Source organism: Photorhabdus antumapuensis (assembly GCF_020387775.1).
GTDB lineage: Bacteria > Pseudomonadota > Gammaproteobacteria > Enterobacterales > Enterobacteriaceae > Photorhabdus > Photorhabdus antumapuensis.
Map to the genome: position 1 here is coordinate 1 of NZ_JAHZMK010000033.1, position 17,693 is coordinate 17,693.

Annotated in this window: 15 protein-coding genes; 13 read left to right on the forward strand and 2 right to left on the reverse strand. The window is 39.4% G+C overall.

Translation table 11 applies throughout. The features are described from left to right. Positions 1-74 precede the first annotated feature (74 nt). From KZ793_RS13980 to KZ793_RS13990, 3 genes are all read left to right on the forward strand, one after another. Positions 75-905: a phosphoenolpyruvate hydrolase family protein gene (locus KZ793_RS13980; protein ID WP_225815891.1), complete on the forward strand. Its 831-nt coding sequence runs from the start codon at positions 75-77 to the stop codon at positions 903-905. Between the two features lie 128 nt (positions 906-1,033). Beyond that, complete coding sequence (locus KZ793_RS13985) at positions 1,034-1,930, forward strand: LysR family transcriptional regulator (protein WP_225815892.1); 897 nt, start codon at positions 1,034-1,036, stop codon at positions 1,928-1,930. A 304-nt stretch (positions 1,931-2,234) separates the two neighbouring features. Next, on the forward strand, positions 2,235-2,972 hold the full coding sequence (locus KZ793_RS13990) for a hypothetical protein (protein WP_225815893.1): 738 nt from the start codon (positions 2,235-2,237) through the stop codon (positions 2,970-2,972). Positions 2,973-3,068: 96 nt separating this feature from the next. On the opposite strand, the gene KZ793_RS13995 is transcribed toward KZ793_RS13990, so the two are convergent. After that, positions 3,069-3,827 (reverse strand): SDR family NAD(P)-dependent oxidoreductase, encoded by a 759-nt coding sequence (locus tag KZ793_RS13995; RefSeq protein ID WP_225815894.1) that lies wholly within the window; start codon positions 3,825-3,827, stop codon positions 3,069-3,071. Positions 3,828-4,531: 704 nt separating this feature from the next. Between KZ793_RS13995 and KZ793_RS14000 the strand changes: the two genes are divergently transcribed. From KZ793_RS14000 to KZ793_RS14030, 7 genes are all read left to right on the forward strand, one after another. Continuing rightward, positions 4,532-5,539 carry a glycosyltransferase family 9 protein gene (locus KZ793_RS14000; protein ID WP_225815895.1) on the forward strand — a complete coding sequence of 336 codons (1,008 nt, stop codon included), beginning with the start codon at positions 4,532-4,534 and terminating at the stop codon, positions 5,537-5,539. Positions 5,540-6,863: 1,324 nt separating this feature from the next. Continuing rightward, positions 6,864-7,388 carry a fimbrial protein gene (locus KZ793_RS14005; RefSeq protein ID WP_225815896.1) on the forward strand — a complete coding sequence of 175 codons (525 nt, stop codon included), beginning with the start codon at positions 6,864-6,866 and terminating at the stop codon, positions 7,386-7,388. Positions 7,389-7,444: 56 nt separating this feature from the next. Continuing rightward, positions 7,445-8,113 (forward strand): fimbrial biogenesis chaperone, encoded by a 669-nt coding sequence (locus tag KZ793_RS14010; protein ID WP_225815897.1) that lies wholly within the window; start codon positions 7,445-7,447, stop codon positions 8,111-8,113. Positions 8,114-8,136: 23 nt separating this feature from the next. Further along, positions 8,137-10,617, forward strand: a complete 2,481-nt coding sequence (locus tag KZ793_RS14015) for a fimbria/pilus outer membrane usher protein (RefSeq protein ID WP_225815898.1) — start codon at positions 8,137-8,139, stop codon at positions 10,615-10,617. Between the two features lie 152 nt (positions 10,618-10,769). After that, positions 10,770-11,738: a fimbrial protein gene (locus KZ793_RS14020; protein ID WP_225815899.1), complete on the forward strand. Its 969-nt coding sequence runs from the start codon at positions 10,770-10,772 to the stop codon at positions 11,736-11,738. A 227-nt stretch (positions 11,739-11,965) separates the two neighbouring features. Next, positions 11,966-12,997: a fimbrial protein gene (locus tag KZ793_RS14025; RefSeq protein WP_225815900.1), complete on the forward strand. Its 1,032-nt coding sequence runs from the start codon at positions 11,966-11,968 to the stop codon at positions 12,995-12,997. A gap of 45 nt (positions 12,998-13,042) precedes the next feature. Continuing rightward, entirely contained in the window at positions 13,043-13,786 is a 744-nt protein-coding gene (locus tag KZ793_RS14030) for a 4'-phosphopantetheinyl transferase family protein (RefSeq protein ID WP_225815901.1), read from the forward strand. A 77-nt stretch (positions 13,787-13,863) separates the two neighbouring features. On the opposite strand, the gene hpaR is transcribed toward KZ793_RS14030, so the two are convergent. Then, positions 13,864-14,316: a homoprotocatechuate degradation operon regulator HpaR gene (gene hpaR / locus KZ793_RS14035; RefSeq protein WP_112879420.1), complete on the reverse strand. Its 453-nt coding sequence runs from the start codon at positions 14,314-14,316 to the stop codon at positions 13,864-13,866. A gap of 511 nt (positions 14,317-14,827) precedes the next feature. Between hpaR and KZ793_RS14040 the strand changes: the two genes are divergently transcribed. From KZ793_RS14040 to hpaE, 3 genes are read left to right on the forward strand one after another with little or no spacing between them, the layout of a single operon-like run. Further along, entirely contained in the window at positions 14,828-15,460 is a 633-nt protein-coding gene (locus tag KZ793_RS14040; protein ID WP_225815902.1) for a fumarylacetoacetate hydrolase family protein, read from the forward strand. Continuing rightward, positions 15,457-16,218, forward strand: coding sequence for a fumarylacetoacetate hydrolase family protein (locus tag KZ793_RS14045; RefSeq protein WP_225815903.1), 762 nt, complete (start codon positions 15,457-15,459; stop codon positions 16,216-16,218). Before KZ793_RS14040 ends, KZ793_RS14045 begins: the two co-directional genes overlap by 4 nt. Then, entirely contained in the window at positions 16,218-17,684 is a 1,467-nt protein-coding gene (gene hpaE, locus KZ793_RS14050; RefSeq protein ID WP_225815904.1) for a 5-carboxymethyl-2-hydroxymuconate semialdehyde dehydrogenase, read from the forward strand. The genes KZ793_RS14045 and hpaE overlap by 1 nt, the downstream gene beginning before the upstream one ends. The last annotated feature ends 9 nt before the right edge of the window (positions 17,685-17,693 follow it).

Below are 17,693 nucleotides of genomic sequence, written 5' to 3' on the forward strand. Positions count from 1 at the left end.
CATAAATTCACCACAATTTTGTGCTCTTGTAATACAACAATTCAAGGAAATCGTACAACACCAGGGAATTTCTTATGAAGAAAAAATATAATCAAATTATTGAAACTATAAAACAAAAAGTCGAACGTAACGAAACTATTATTGGAGCGGGTGCAGGCACGGGTCTTTCGGCGCGTTGTGAGGAAGCAGGAGGGGCAGACCTCATTATCGTATATAATTCTGGACGCTTCAGAATGGCTGGCAGAGGATCATTGGCCGGATTAATGCCATACGGTAATGCAAATGAAATTGTCAGAGAAATGGGTAATGAAATATTGCCGATAGTTAAGGAAACACCTGTATTGGCGGGTGTCTGTGGTACTGATCCATTCTGTAATTTACCTCTTTTCCTGGATGAACTGAAGGCACAAGGTTTTGCTGGTATTCAAAACTTCCCAACAGTAGGGCTTATTGATGGAAAGTTCAGAAAAAACCTGGAAGAAACAGGCATGGGCTATGCACTGGAGGTGAAGCTAATCCGCTTGGCTCATGAAAAGGGAATGATTACCACTCCTTATGTTTTCAATGCAAAAGAGGCTGAGGCTATGGCACAAGCAGGTGCTGATATCATCGTCGTACATCTGGGGTTAACCACTGGCGGGGATATCAGTGCTAATACATCATATGATCTGAAATCTTGTATACCAATCATTAATACTTGTGCTTCGGCAGCTAAAACTATTCGAAATGACATTATTATTTTGTGTCACGGTGGCCCAATTTCGGAACCGGAAGATGTAGCCTATATTTTAGCTCATTGCCCCGATTGCCATGGGTTCTATGGCGCCAGTGCAATGGAGCGTTTGCCAACAGAACAAGCCATCAAACACACGATCCAGAAATTTAAAGAAATTAATCGGGGTTAGTAAGAATTATACTTAAGCTATGTGGAAACTGAGTACCGACAGTATCGAACACCCTGTCAGCGATAGTTTATGCCTTTAAAGCGAAAAACCATCCAAAAATTTTCCGGTTTCATTCAACAGTGGTGCTTATGGACAAGTTAAGAGCAATCAGCGTTTTCCGGCGTGTTGTGGAACTAGGCAGCTTCAAAGCCGCCGCCCAAGATCTAGGCTTATCCAAGGCTGCCGTCAGTAAGAACATCAATGAGCTTGAAGAACATCTTAAAAGCCCCTTGATTAACCGAACAACCCGAAGCATGCATATAACCGCAAGCGGCAGGAATTACTATCATCAGGTATGCAACATCCTGGACGAGCTTGAAAATGCTGACTTATCAGTTATGGAAACTTCTCACACTCTAACAGGCTCGATAAAAGTGAGTATTCCAATGTCTATAGGGTTAAAAGTATTAAATCCACTGATATGCCAGTTTATGCATGCTCACCCCGGTATTTCTGTCGAAGTTGTCATGATTGATCAATATATTGATCTTATTGAGCATGGAATAGATGTTGCGATACGCGGAGGAGGTGAACTAAGCGATTCCAGCCTTCGTTCCAGGAAGCTGATAAAAGTGCCGCGAGTCTTGTGCGCCTCACCCGCATATATTGAGGCTTCTGAAAAAATACTCATCCCTGAAAATCTCACTTCTCATCACTGTCTTATCTACAGTTTATCTTCTTCTCCACGACGCTGGGTGTTTCACAATCAAAATGATGTGAAAATCATTGACCTTAAGCCCGGAACCTATGTGGTAAATAACGGACTTGCGCTCAAACAGGCAGCTCTTTCCGGACATGGTGTGGTTTTGCTACCTGAATTACTGGTCACTGATGAGCTACTGTCAGGTGAACTTGTCAGACTACTTCCTGAATGGGAAGCTGACACGCAGGCACTTTATGCCATACAACCCTTTCATAAAGAACGTTCCAACAAGGCAAGGGCTTTTATTGATTTCCTTATAAATGCGTTGGATGAAACCTGCTGAATATTTGAAGAGTGATCCGTGATTTTCACGGCCACTCTATTACAGAATCACAGTACTCGCCTTGCCTTCATATTCACTTTCCCTGAATACCGATAATTGCTTTAAATAGCAAATTTCCGCTTGAAATAAACGCCAGGCAAATTGGTTGTGGAAAGTAATGGTCATATAAGAGAAGCTATTAAAATTGTTTACTGTCAGTGCACAATGTTTTCACATAATAGGCATTTTAATGAACTATCTATCTCCCTATACTCGGTTTTGCAGATGAACTTACCGGTTACATCAAAATTGAGGAGGTGTAGGTATGAACAATTCCATTATTTCAACATCAGAAAATCTTGCCCTGTCCTATCTTGACGGACGTCAGCCGACTATTGGCATTGAGAACGTAAACAAGGTTTTATTTTCCATTGGCGTCCGAGTCAGTACAACGCCGCTCCCTGAAAAAGCCAGACCCATTCTTGAAGTATCAAAAACGCGTGCACTCACTGGAGAAGAGAGCGAGAAGCTGATTTCGCTATTTTCTTTACACCGTGGAGAACTCCTGGAACAAATCCGACTGGCTGGTCGCCAGCCGGAAGCTCACCGCGGCGGTTTTCTGTCGACGTCGGAAGTCGGTGTTGCACCTTATCCTAAAGTTTATGATATGAAAGCAATCTCGGTTGAAGCCAGAAAAACCATTCTCGAAAAATTCGGCAAACTGCATGTGAACAGCGCTGAAGACGGTATGGGCATTGATGAAGTCATGACAGTGGTGGCTGGAGGTCCGTGGACCTGGTTCTTCCGTCTACCGGACGGTGTGATTGCAAAGCTGTCGCTAGGACGCGTGGAAGCTGGCAATCCTGCTTGGCGTCTCAGCTATCCCGGACTCGGAATGCATGCTGGATTCCTGGATGCTGAGGATGGACTGATCGTAGCATTTGCCCATGGACCGAAACATTTCGTTATGCGCTATAACGAGCCCAGTGTTGACGGTGCAGAGATGCTGGGCACCAACCCGTGGGTTGATTTCAGCAGTGATATCCCGAAATTAATAAAATAACATTCTAAAATAAAAGTTAATTTTCCGGCTGGCGCTTCATGTACAGCCGGTTTGTTATTTCTGAAATATTGTAGCTATAGTGGATCAGCAATATCTTCAATTAAAATGGGGCTGACCATTTGATGCTGTGACCCCACCGTCTATCGGTAAGTTGACTCCATTAATGAAACTGGCATCTTCGCTCGCTAAAAATGTAATGGCTGCCGCAACTTCGGCTGGTGTTGCCGCCCTTTGCAACGGAATTCGGTCATTGAACTGATGCAAGATCTCATCGTTAAAACGTTCGGTCATCGACGTCAGCACCAGACTTGGGCAAACGGAATTGACACGGATACCCCGTGAACCATAATCCAACGCCATCGCACGAGTCAGGTTAACCACCGCACCTTTTGCCACGCAATAGTGTAGCCCTTCCCAATCAGCTCCTAGTCCCGACACAGACGCATTATTGACAATACATCCTTTGCTTTTCAGCAAATAAGGCAAAGCAAAATAGCTACAGTTGATTACCCCATTGAGATTAATAGCCAGCACCTGATCTCCCTCCTCCAGCGAAAGGCTTAATAAATCACCAGCACGGTACATGCCCGCATTATTCACCAGAATATCTATTCTGCCAAAATGCTTGACAGTTTCATCAACCATATTTTTGACCGATTCTCGATCTGCAACATCCGTCTGAACAACCAACGCCTTGATGGATGGCAATTCACTGCATACACGGTTGAGCTTGTCAGTATTCCGCCCCGCTAATACAACAATAGCCCCTTCTTGTGAAAAACGTTTTGCTGTGGCTTCGCCTATACCGCTTCCTGCACCGGTAATAATGACAACTTTATCTTCAAATCGAATCATGCTATTACCCCCATTGATGTATTTTCAAAGCTCGTCACAAATCCAGATACGCGGGGAAAAGCAGTGTAAATACCTCCCCCATACTCCACCAGATTTGACTGTGAGAAATGGCGTTATATAGTCGCTATCACCATTTCATATGGATAACAAACAGGCCCCTGATGATATTTCAGCAATTAGGATAATCGTCGTGTAGCGAAAAAATAATATCCATTGAAATAACAACATTGCCGCTGAAAGAAGCTAACAAAAAATATGTCCATTGTCAGCCGTATGACCAAAATAGGTAAAGCAAAACCACCATGTCGATGAGCGAAACACCCATCAGGTCTGTACGTTAATCACACGGTTAAGTAACCAATGACCCTCGGTAACAATTGTGGCGGCAGAGTTTGCATTCACAACGATTTTAATGCTTAGTGTGCTTGGTTCGCAGGCAATAAACTAATGACGCATTCGATGTATGTAATCTCAAGCATTACCGTATTAACTACGGTATGCAATTTATGGATATAAAAGTTACCATAATCACATCACTGTATCGGAGATTTCACACACCAAGAACAAGGTAACAAATAATTATTTAAGAAAACAGTTAAAGGTAAAAGTTAAGCGTTATCCAAGACAGAATGTTGTTTATGTATTACTTTTTTCTTACTTACGATACTATTAGTACTATTCATCTACATGTCAGTTAACAACAAATGAAAATTGCAATTTTACGCCGTAATGGTCTTGGTGATTTGATTTGCACTCAGCCATTAATCAAATACTTACAATACAGATTCCCAGCAGCAAAGATCCATCTATTCATCGAATCTAATAATAAAGAATTGGCTGGTTATCTTTCCCCAGAAGTAATAACGCATATCATTCCCAAAGGGAATAAATATACGACTACTTTAGGAACTGCATTGAAATGGCGCAAGTTACATTTTGATATCGCCATTTCAGCAAAACCCACGCCTATGAAGTTGAATAACTTATTTTTATGGCTTTTGGGGGCTAAAAAACGTTATGCTGTAACACAATCACATCAATGGCATGAAAAACTAATTAATTATTCAGTCTGTCCACAATATATTAAAGGATATCATCAAGCACTCAAAGTATTAAGAGTATTTAATCCTGAAATAAACAAATTATCCTCTGATTTATTCCCTAAAATTTCATCTCAATATTTCCCGCCTGTCAAAGAACATGGTTCTCCTACTATCTTGTTTTCTGTTTCAAATAATCGGGAAAGGAGCAGTATTACTCATGAACGAATGGCATTAATTTCCCAGAAAATTAAAAAATATTTTCCAGATGCCAGCTTTATTATCTCCACTCTTCGGCAGGACAGATCAAATGCTGAAAAGTTGTTAGCAATGATAGGAAAGCAAACTCAGATAGTAGAATGTCAATCATTACAATCTTTTTTGTCACTTCTCAACAGTACCGATCTGATCATTGTCGGTGATGGTGGAATATGCCATTTAGCAGCCGCGTTAAACAAAAAATTAGTTGCCCTCTATGGTGTCACTAAACCGGAAAATTGGGCTCCCCTTGTTTCTGAAAATCAATGTGTAACACTTTATGATCCCCAGAATGTAAACAATATTCCTCTGGAAGATATCTCTCAGGCCATTTTTAAATTACTCTCCCCAGAAAAAAATGCACTTATTAGTCGAATCCAGCGTCTCAACTATTGGTTCAAAATTAAGCATTAGCAAGGTGACATGAATAATATTCATATTATTGTGCCAATTTTTTAACTCTCTCATTGTGTTACCTCTACCAGATAGAACGCCTTTATGCCTCATTACTACAACTAAAGTCTCTGGAAAATCAGCCCTATTAGCCTCAATACTGTCCATGACCTAATTCTTCATTATGTGACTTGCTGACTGTTTCAATATCAACCCGCCAGACAGAAACGCTAAATGTACACACCAGATAACAGGAGTTGACATCTGTTAACACAGTTGTTCCAGCCCGATTAATTTCTTCTATGACTAAAACTGTGATTAATGATTTTGATGATGAAATATACAGCCACATCAATAACAATAGAATATCCGAATTAATAATAAGACAAAAATGAATCAATTTGTCTAATTTATATCATGATGAAAAATAAGACATTAAATAAACATCATTATTATTTCTTGATTGAATTAACTCAATCAATCGATTAATTTAATCTTATAACACAATGAAATAGAAAGAAATTTTAATTAATTTCAAAAAAAATACTATTTTTTTGTTTAAGTTGTTGAAAAAGATCATATTTTAGTTAATACTATTTTCCGTCGAGTGAGAATAACCCTAAAGCAAAAACGAAACTCTGAATTGGAAATCAACTTAGCTCCTAAAAAAATAAGAAGAAATTTTTGTTATCTTAATCACAGTTAAGATGACCATTTATCCGATCGTATTAATATCATTAATACGATGGCATTACATATTACGGTTTACCCAATCAGAATATTCACTTTCTTTGAGTAAGATACTAGTGCGTTGAGTAGCTATAGATTACTTTTGTTAATATCGCTATGGAATCTCCATTTCAATAAAAATAGTGAAGATAAGTTTATCCATATGTACTATGCACCTTGCCTATAAGAGCTTTTCACTGTTATTAGCAGTACCTTACAAGAATTTTGCTATCAATATGGTACTTATCATGCTACAGGATTCCGGGCATTTAAATAAAAATAAGAATCATTATTAACAACACGAATAAGCTTACAATAATAGATGATATCTCAGAGAGAAAACCATTCTTTTCTATAAAAAATTAATATCAGAAATTTATTATCAACAATATGAATATAAATACACAGACTATAACATGGTGAGAAATGATGACTAAATCAGGATAAACTAAAGATATATGTAAAAAATGGTTAAAAATGCGATTGCATTATATACCATGATAAAAATGATTTTAATGATATCATCAGCCATTAAACTATCATGATGGTTAGATATATATTTTTATTGTATAGACAGAACTAAAACACATATTTATTAAGGTAAAGGTATTTTTAAATGAAAAAGAATTTTATTTTGGCTTCTTTAATGACAATATTAGGGGTTTTTAGCAGTTTCAGTGCGTTATCTTATGATGGAACAATTAAATTTAGAGGTACTATTCTTGAAAGCGGCTGTACAGTAGCCACAGGACAAGCAGGTAAAGAAGTTGGAGTAAATTTCGGTTCATTATCAAAAAGCGCATTTGGAAATACTGCAAATATAGTTGCTGTGAGTAAAAATTTTTCTATATCCTTACAAAACTGTCAGGTAGCAGGAAGTCTAGGTATCTTCTTTGATGGAGATCTCGATACCCACAATAATGAAGTTTTCAGTTCAAACGTTTCCGGCGTAGGTATCCAAATATTCAAGGAAAACGGAACAACTGCAATAAGACCAAAAGAATATGCTACAGGAATTGCAACAGCAGTAAAAAATGGAAATACTGATATAAAATTCATAGCAAAACTAATTTCGACAAATACCAGTATTACAGCAGGTAATATAAATAAAGATATCAAATTCACAATCATATATCCATAATTATCGAATAAACATCTTTAATAGAATTATATATTTTTATAACTAAAGGAGTAAAAATGCTTCGCTTTATTACTCCCTTTTTGCTTGTCTTTTTTATAGGACAAGTACAAGCAGGGATTACTTTAGGCGGCACTCGCCTGATCTATAATGGCTCACAAAAAGAAGCCACTATTTCTATCACTAACTCGGATGCAGAAAGACCTTATCTTGTACAGTCGTGGGTAGATAATATCGATAATAGTCAAAACAAAGTACCGTTCGTTATTACGCCGCCATTGTTTAAGGTGTCGAAAGAGAGCGAGCACCAGATTCGTGTTTCATATATCGGCAATCACCTGCCAGCAGATCGGGAATCGATATTTTTACTCAATGTCAATGCGATTCCAGCAGTTGAAAAAAATGACAATAGCAAGATGATCATAACGATAAAAAACATTATCAAATTGATTTATCGCCCGGCAGGGCTATCTGATAATGATGCGAATAATGCCATTAATCGTTTGGAAGCATCACGCAATGCCAATGGTGTTCAATTAACTAACCCCACGGCTTATTACATTAATCTTAATGAGATGAAAATTGACGGAACATTAATACCTAGACCCGGATTTATTCCCCCTTTTAATCATAAGGTATTTTCAGCTCAAAATGGCATAAAAAGCGTGATTCTGACTGCTATCAATGATTACGGTGGCACAACAGAAGAGCGCCGGTTTAATTTCTGATAATATTATCTGATGAGTGTATTGTGAAAAGAATAATCAGTTTTGCTTTAATGATTTGTTATTTATCGTTGCCAGCATATGCAGAGCTGTATTTCGATATCAATGCATTACAATTATCAGACAAAGACAAAGAAAATATTAATCTGGAGAGTTTATCAAAAACAGATTCTTACATTCCAGGCATCTATAAAGTTAATGTTATCGTCAATAAAAAAGATATTGGCATTAAAAGCTTATCCTTTATTGACTGCGGTGAGAAACTTTGCCCTGAATTATCTATCAATTTACTGAAAGAAATCGGGGTAAAAACAGCAAGCTTCCCTGAATTAGCCTCACTTGCTGAACAAGAGATCATTTCTCAACCAGAAAAATATATCCAACATGCATCAGCAGAACTGGATTTAAGTCAGCTTACTTTGACCCTGAATTTTCCTCAGGCTGCCATGCAATCACAAATCAGGGGAGATATCTCTCCTGCTCAATGGGATGATGGTTTACCGATGTTTTTCACCAACTATCATCTGACAGGAATGCAATCCTGGAATAAAAATCAAAGTGAACAGAATCAATATCTGAACTTACGTAGTGGCTTTAATTTAGGTCCGTGGCGAATTCGTCATAATAGTTACTACAACCATACGGGTACAACATCTGAATGGAAATCGCTTAAAGCCTATGCTGAACGGGATATTCGTCCATTAAGATCTCGACTGGTATTGGGTGAAACATCCACCGACAGTATGGTATTCGATAGTTTCACTTTTAATGGCATTAAATTGATGTCTGATAGCCAAATGTTGCCAGATAGCCAGCAAGGGTTTGCACCTGTTGTCCGCGGTATCGCCATGACGCACGCGAGGATAGAAGTCCATCAGAAAGATAATCTTATTTATCAAACTTTTGTTCCACCGGGCGCCTTTGAAATTACCGATATTTATCCCAGTAACCTGAACGGTGATCTGGAAATATCCATTTATGAAGAAAATGGTAAAGTCAGAAAGTTTACTCAACCCTTTGCCGCTTCGCCATTAATGATCCGTACCGGCCAAATGAAATATTCTGCTAATATCGGTAAATTCAGCGGTGGCAAACAGGCCAGTAAAAAAAGATTTATTCAGACAGAAGCTATTTACGGGTTATGGGATAGCACCACCATTTATGGTGGAGTTATTGCCTCTTCTGACTATCAAAGTCATGCATTAGGTCTGGGGCATAATCTGGGGAAATTTGGCGCAATATCAATTGATGTTACCAATGCAGCAACTCATTTCCCAAACGGAGAAAAGAAAACCGGACAATCTTATCAGATACGCTACAGTAAAGGTTTTACTGAAACCAATACAACAGTGACATTAGCGGGTTATCGCTACAATACCAATGGTTATTACAGCTTTAGCGATGCCAATAATACCTACCAATTTGCTGATAATAACAGAAATAGCACACCTAAAAACCGGATGCAAATAACGATGGGCCAAAGCTTAGGACAATATGGTAGTCTTTCATTATCTGCCTGGCAACAAGATTACTGGCAGGATAAAGCCAGTAAGAATCAGTCATATTCTATGTCCTATAACACTAATATTCATGATATCTCTTTGTCACTGAGCTACAATTACCATCGTAATCGTTCAGGAATCAATAACGATCAAGTTTTTTCATTCAATATCAGTGTTCCTCTGGATAAATGGCTGCCATCAGATAATCACAGTGCATCGGTAGATTATGATACCTCTTATCACACCAACGGTAACAGCCAGCATTCAATGACATTATCCGGCTCTTTACTGGAACAACAAAATCTGAACTATATGATTTCTCAAGATTACAGCTACGAAAAATCAGAGAAAGAAAAAGAATCAGGTAATGCCGCCAGCCTATATTACAGAGGCTCATATGGTTCAATGAATGTAGGTTACACCACTGATCATAGAAAAAATCAGCGGGTTAATTATGGATTAGAGGGGGCAATTATTGCCCATCCCTATGGCATTACCTTGGCGCAAAATATTAGCGAAAGCGGCGCTAGTGCCTTAATTCGAGCCCCTGGGGCAACCCATGCTAAGGTACTGAATAATACGTCCATAAGTACAGATTGGCGGGGATATACCGTTGTGCCTTATATATCGCAATATCGGGAAAATATGTTATCTCTTGACACCAATACATTTGGTAATGATATAGATATTGATAATCCAACCACTAAGGTCATTCCAACCAAAGGGGCTTTGGTATTGGCAGATTATTCTATCCGTGTTGGTCATCGAGTATTTTTAACTTTACAACATCACGGTAAGAAGCTCCCATTCGGCACGGTAATCACAGGCCCAAATGGTGTCAACGGTATGGTGAATGAAAGGGGAGAAGTTTTCCTGAGTGGTGTGAGTGACACAGCAAAATTAACAGCCGATTTAGGCAATAAACAAAGCTGTCATATTCAATTCGATAGTAAATTATATCAAAAAATTAATGGTATTATTTTGACTTCATTACGTTGTCAGTGATTAAAATAATATTTATACCCTTCATCTTTCAAGCTGCTGCTTTGTTGGCTGATTTCACTCACCCCAGTCACATAGTTATCTATGCTCCTGGGGATTCGTTCACTTGCCGCCGCGCTGCGGCTCGAAATCTATTAGGTATATCTAGGGAAAGCATGAAAAATAGATTAATTATATTAGCAACATTATTGCTAACACTACTCAATATTACAAAATCAATTGCCTCATGTAAATTAAGCAATAATTTTAAAGCAATTGATTTAAATGTTGAGATAAATGAAATTATCAATGCAGACTATAATATTCGAAAACATATTACCATAGCTGAATACGGCCCTATGGAGCTGGCTAATAAAATAAATATTAAAGCCGATTCAACCATTGCTATCTGTGATAATAATGAAAATATCTCTTTCGAAACAACATCAGGTAGAATAGGATTATCCAAAGAGAGTGATTGGATAAAAACAAGTGTAGATAATTTATATTTTTCCGTATCTTATGATGGAGATGGGAAAGGTAGCTCTCATGATGGCATCAATAGAAAAATAACTTTAAGAGATATCGGTAAAATAACAATTAATCTTATTCAAACAAGCGATATCAAATCAGGCTCCATACTAAAAAGAGGGATGATATCATCTTTATCAACAAGTGATGGTAAAAAATTAATAAATATCAAATATAATAAGGACAATATAATTGGCAGTCAAAGCTGTATGACATCCACCCCCTATCAAGAAATAAAATTTGGCAAAATCAATACTTCTTCATTTAAAGGCAGAGGCTCTACTGCTGGCCGTAATGACTTTTATATTCTCATTCAATGTAAAGATAAAAATATTCCCACTATTAGGTTCACAGGAGAAACAGTGAGCCCAAGTCTAAATAGCATTGTTAAACTACATCAATACAGCGAGGGAAAAACAGCCAGAGGTATTGGTGTTCAATTGTTACATAACAATAATCCTGTTTATATGGGTACATCTCTTACTATAACTGAATGGAGAGGTGAAAAAGATCTTTATTATTTACCGCTTACTGCCCATTATTACCAAATAGATGATAAAATAACCGGCGGAAAAGCTAATGCATCAGTACAATTTACAATTGAATACAAATAACTTTACAAATCATCTAATTTAACTTAAAGTATTAACATTGAATTAACATAAAAAAGAGAAGTTTTCCTCCGTGAGGTTAATAATACAGCAGAATTAAAACCTGATTTAGACGATAAATAAATCTGCCATATTAATCTCACTAATAAATTATACCAAAAAAAATAATGGCACTATTCTCGCTTCATTACACTGTCAGTAATTAAGAACAGAACTCAACTGGAATATATATGAAACGATATTTATGGTTATTAATTTCTTCTATACTGATGTTATTCAATAATAAATCATATGCTGATTGCTGGTTAAAATCAGGAGTGAGAAGTGCTACTTTAGCATTCAATTTAAATAATTTTAAATTGAGTTTTAACACAGATAATACGAAAAGTATTTATGTAACAACTTTCAGTGCTGCACAGATAGCTAATGAGATGGGAATTGGTATAACTGATCCGATTTTTTCATGTGATGAAGACGAAGACAATGTATCCCTAATGTTTGGTGACAGTGTTCTCCCTGGAAGAGCATCAATTAAAACGCCACATGGAACGGGTGGATTAGAAATAATCCCAAATAGGTTATACTTATATTTTACTATTTCAGGGGGGAAAATCGGTGAAATAGGGTATCCTCAAACAGATGGATCTAATTACTCACATCATCTGGGAACAAGAAGAAACATCACCTGGGAAGATATAGGCAGTATTAATATCTATCTTTACAAAACAGGGGCAATTGATATACAAAAAACATTATCTAATGGTATGATGTTTAAATTAGTAACATCAGGAAAAAGAAGAAGTACAAGTTTAATATCAATAAGGCATTCAGGCTTATACAGATTTAAGGCTACTGGCTGTATGACAATAGCCTCAACACCGACAGTAAATTTTGGTAATGTTCCTAGTTATTTATTTAAAGGAATAGGAACAACTGCTGGTCATGCTGATTTTAATATCAGCATTGAATGTACAGAAAAAATCAAACCTACAATTACATTTTCAGCAAAAACAATCAATGGCGCCCCAGAAAGTATTATTCAATTAGACAGAGCTAATGCAACAAATACAGCAAAAGGGGTTGGTGTACAAATCTTATATATGGGAACACCCATTCCTATTGGAAAACCATTTATTGTAGGTTATTCTGACAGGAATTCTGATTATAATTTACCCTTCACTGCCCGCTATTACCAGACCAATGATAGAATAAAAGGTGGTACAGCTAACGCCACAGCACATTTTACCGTTCAATATGAGTGATATTAAGTATAAACTGTGTAGCATTTTCTTATCTGGATAATCAACATGGAACAAACAGTTATACACATCAATCAAGCACCGCTGCCAAAAGATGGCGGTGGATTTATCACTCAAATCAAGTATGGAACGGTTGTTAAACATCCCCAAGTGCATTTCTGGCAGGCTCGTTTTGAGCTTGCTCATTATCACGACAAATTGTTCGATCAATTAAATCTCCCCTTCCCTGCTACATTAGCCAAAGCCGTCAAGAAACGGCGAGCTGAATATCTGACAGCACGTTATTGCGCCAGACAACTTTTAACTCAATTAGGGCAACCCGAATTTAATTTGATCTCTGGTAATGATCGCGCGCCAATCTGGCCGGAAGGTATTTGCGGTTCCGTTTCTCATTCAACCTACTGTGCAATGGTGCTGGCTGCACCGCAAACTAATAACAGATTAATTGGTGTCGATGTAGAAGCTATCGTTGATCGTCAAAATATAGATGAAATCACAAAAATGATTGTGAATGACAGGGAAATCCAACTTCTGAAACATTGTCATTTATCATTTGAACAAGCGTTTACCCTTGCCTTTTCGGTAAAAGAGAGCTTGTATAAAGCACTTTATCCACAAGTAAAACGATTCTTTGGTTTTGAAGCGGCTGAAATTACTGCCCTATCCCTCAAAAATAATGAAATAACGTTAGTGTTGCGGGAAACTCTCACCCATCATTACCCAACAGGTACAATATTTCGTGGGCAATTTATTATCTACCCACAGGAAATATTAACGCTAATTATTCAATAGCTAAAACTAATAATTGCTGATGCTACTCAGCAATTATTAGTTTTATTCATTACCATCATTTCCAATGGAGATTTTATTTACTTAACTTCCTTTTCTGTATTTATATTTACCGGTAAGTTGTTACCCACAGCAATTAATTCTTCCAACAAAGCGGAAAGCTGAACCAATTTCTCCGGTGAGAAGGCTTTTTCAATCGCCTGATATCCCTGTTCTACCTGCTCTTTCGCCTTTTCATAAAGTTTCTGGCCATCCGGCGTTAAAGAAACATAAAGTTTGCGTTGGTCATTCATCGGTTTAAGACGAAAGATCAATCCGTCACGCTCCATGCGAGTCAATATCCCAGTCAGACTTGGACGAAGAATACAGGTCTGGCAAGACAAATCATAAAAATCAATTGACCGATTACCAGACAGTACACGAATAATACGCCACTGCTGTTCAGTCAGATTATGACTCTTAAGGATTGGACGAAAAAAACCCATTGCGGTTTCTCGCGCCTGAAGTAATGCAATTGTCAGAGATTCATGCATGGGTAATGAAGGCTCTTATCTTAGTTAATCACTGATTGACTCTCTGTTGAAAGTACTATACCCGTTATCTTTCAAGTTGCCTCTTTGTTGGCTGCACTCACTCACCCCGGTCACATAGTTTGCTATGCTCCCGAGGATTCGCTCCCTTGCCGTCGCGATGCATCTTGAAATCCATAGGGTATACCTCACCCTATAATCACAATAAAAAAGACTAGCACGTCATCCAATCAACCACAAAGAAAAAATCATAAAAATATTAATAAGTAAACAAAAATAAACCGCAAAAATAAAGTTAATAAAAAGTTAATGTTAGAGTAATGCTTTTATCCAAAAAAAGATTAATACATTGATTAATAATGATAAAAAACAAATTTAGTGGAGATATTGTTACTGAGATCACAATTAAAATTAACAAACACATTAACATGTTGCAACAACGCGATCCTTGGTTTATTAATATATTAATAAATGCATCTTAAAACCGCCCGTTTAAGTTCATGAGGAATCGTTAATGAAAGGCACTGTCTTCGCCGTCGCCCTCAACCATCAGAGCCAGGTAGATGTCTGGCATGACTCATTTCAGCAAGCACCTTATAACACCTTACCTAAAACACCGGTGTGGTTTATTAAACCACGCAATACCGTTATCACCTCCGGTGAAACAATTCCCCATCCTGCGAATGAAGAGGTCCAAAGCGGCGCAACATTGGCATTAGTGATAGGTAAAACTGCTCGCAAAGTTGCCATTGAAAATGCAGCCGAATATATCGCAGGTTATGCATTAGCTAATGAAGTCAGCCTGCCTGAAACCGCTTTCTATCGTCCGGCAATAAAAGCTAAGTGTCGTGATGGTTTTTGCCCTATAGGCCAAATGACCAATCCCGAATCCATTGATGCGTTAGATATCATTACCGAAATCAATGGTCAGGAAGTCGATCGCTGGTCAACAGCCGATCTGGTGCGTTCAGCCACGGAATTAGTCGCAGCATTGAGTGATTTCGCAACCCTCAAAGAGGGGGATGTGATCCTGCTTGGGACGCCACACCAACGTGTTGCTATCAAACCGGGCGACAAAGTTGTCATTCGGGCCGCAGGTTTCCCATCACTGGAAAATCAGGTTGTGCAAGCGGGAGAGAAAGCATGAAACACGCAAGAGTTCACTATCAAGGTCGCGATTTGCTTGTTACCGTTGATGAACAGGAAAATGTCTGTCTGCCAGATGGCAGTAGAATCAGCGGCAAATCCGTTCAATGGCTGCCACCCGCAAACGGTACCCTGTTTGCCCTCGGTTTGAATTACGCTGATCACGCCACTGAACTGGAATTTAAGCCCCCCGAAGAACCTTTAGTTTTTATCAAAGCCGCTAATACACTAACCGGTCATCGTCAGGTTTCCGTTCGCCCTGATAATGTGGAATATATGCATTATGAAGCTGAGCTGGTTGTTGTCATCGGCAAAACCGCCCACAAAGTCACTAAAGAACACGCTATGGATTACGTTGCCGGGTATACCGTCTGTAACGATTACGCAATCCGTGACTATCTGGAAAACTACTATCGCCCTAATCTCCGGGTAAAAAGCCGCGATACACTGACCCCCATCGGCCCGTGGTTCGTTGATAAAGAAGATGTGCCCGATCCGCATAATCTGACATTAAGCACCTGGGTTAATGGTGAATTACGTCAACGTGGCACAACCGCTGATCTGATCTTCAATATTCCATTCTTGATCGCTTATCTCAGTGACTTTATGACGCTGCAACCGGGAGACATGATCGCCACTGGCACGCCAAAAGGATTATCCGATGTGGTGCCGGGAGATGAAGTTATTGTTGAAGTTGAAGGTGTTGGGCGTCTGGTTAACCGTATTGTCAGCCAGCAAGAGTATGAGGAGAGCCTGTAATGACCATGATTAACCATTGGATCAACGGCAAAAACGTCAGCAGTAAAACCTATTTTGAAACCACAAATCCTGCTACCGGCGAAGTGCTGGCTGAAGTCGCTTCCGGTGGTCAGGAAGAGATTGATCAAGCCGTTGCCGCCGCAAAGGAAACCTTCCCAAAATGGGCAGATTTGCCGATGAAAGAACGTGCACGCCTGATGCGCCGTTTAGGTGAGTTGATTGATGAGAATGTGCCTGAAATCGCGGCAATGGAAACCAAAGATACCGGTCTGCCCATTCATCAGACACAAAATGTCTTGATCCCACGCGCTTCTCACAACTTCAATTTCTTTGCTGAAATTTGTCAGCAAATGAACGGCCGTACCTATCCCGTTGATGACAAGATGCTCAACTATACGCTGGTGCAACCCGTTGGTGTTTGTGCACTGATTTCTCCGTGGAACGTGCCATTTATGACCGCTACCTGGAAGGTTGCTCCCTGTTTAGCACTAGGTAACACCGCCGTGCTGAAAATGTCAGAGCTCTCCCCATTAACCGCAAACCGTTTAGGGGAATTGGCACTAGAAGCCGGTATCCCTGCCGGTGTGCTGAATGTGGTTCAGGGATATGGTGCTACCGCTGGTGACGCACTGGTGAAACATCACGATGTACGGGCAGTTTCGTTTACCGGCGGCACAGCAACCGGTCGTCAGATTATGAAAAACGCCGGCCTGAAAAAATATTCAATGGAGCTAGGGGGTAAATCTCCGGTTCTGATCTTTGAAGATGCGGATATTGAGCGGGCACTGGATGCCGCCCTGTTCACTATTTTCTCTATCAACGGTGAACGTTGTACCGCCGGTTCACGCATTTTCATTCAGGAAAGTATCTACCCTGAGTTTATTAAGCGTTTTGCTGAACGGGCTAATCGTTTGCGGGTGGGTGATCCACAAGATCCAAACACCCAGATTGGGGCACTTATCAGCAAATCGCATTGGGAAAAAGTCTCCGGTTACATCCGTCTGGGAATAGAGGAAGGCGCAACACTGCTGGCCGGTGGACCAGATAAACCAATTGATTTGCCGACGCACCTGAAAGACGGCAATTTCCTGCGCCCAACGGTGCTGGCAGATGTTGATAACCGGATGCGGGTTGCTCAGGAGGAGATCTTCGGCCCTGTCGCCTGCCTGCTGCCATTCAAAGATGAAGCAGAAGGTCTGCGCCTGGCAAATGACGTGGAGTACGGTCTGGCTTCTTACATCTGGACCCAGGATGTCAGCAAGGTATTGCGTCTGTCCCGTAATATTGAAGCCGGCATGGTATTCGTCAACACCCAGAACGTCCGTGACCTGCGTCAACCATTCGGCGGCGTGAAAGCCTCCGGCACCGGCCGTGAAGGCGGTGAATACAGTTTTGAAGTGTTTGCTGAGATGAAAAACGTCTGTATCTCCATGGGGGATCATCCAATCCCACGTTGGGGGGTATAACCGTTCCAT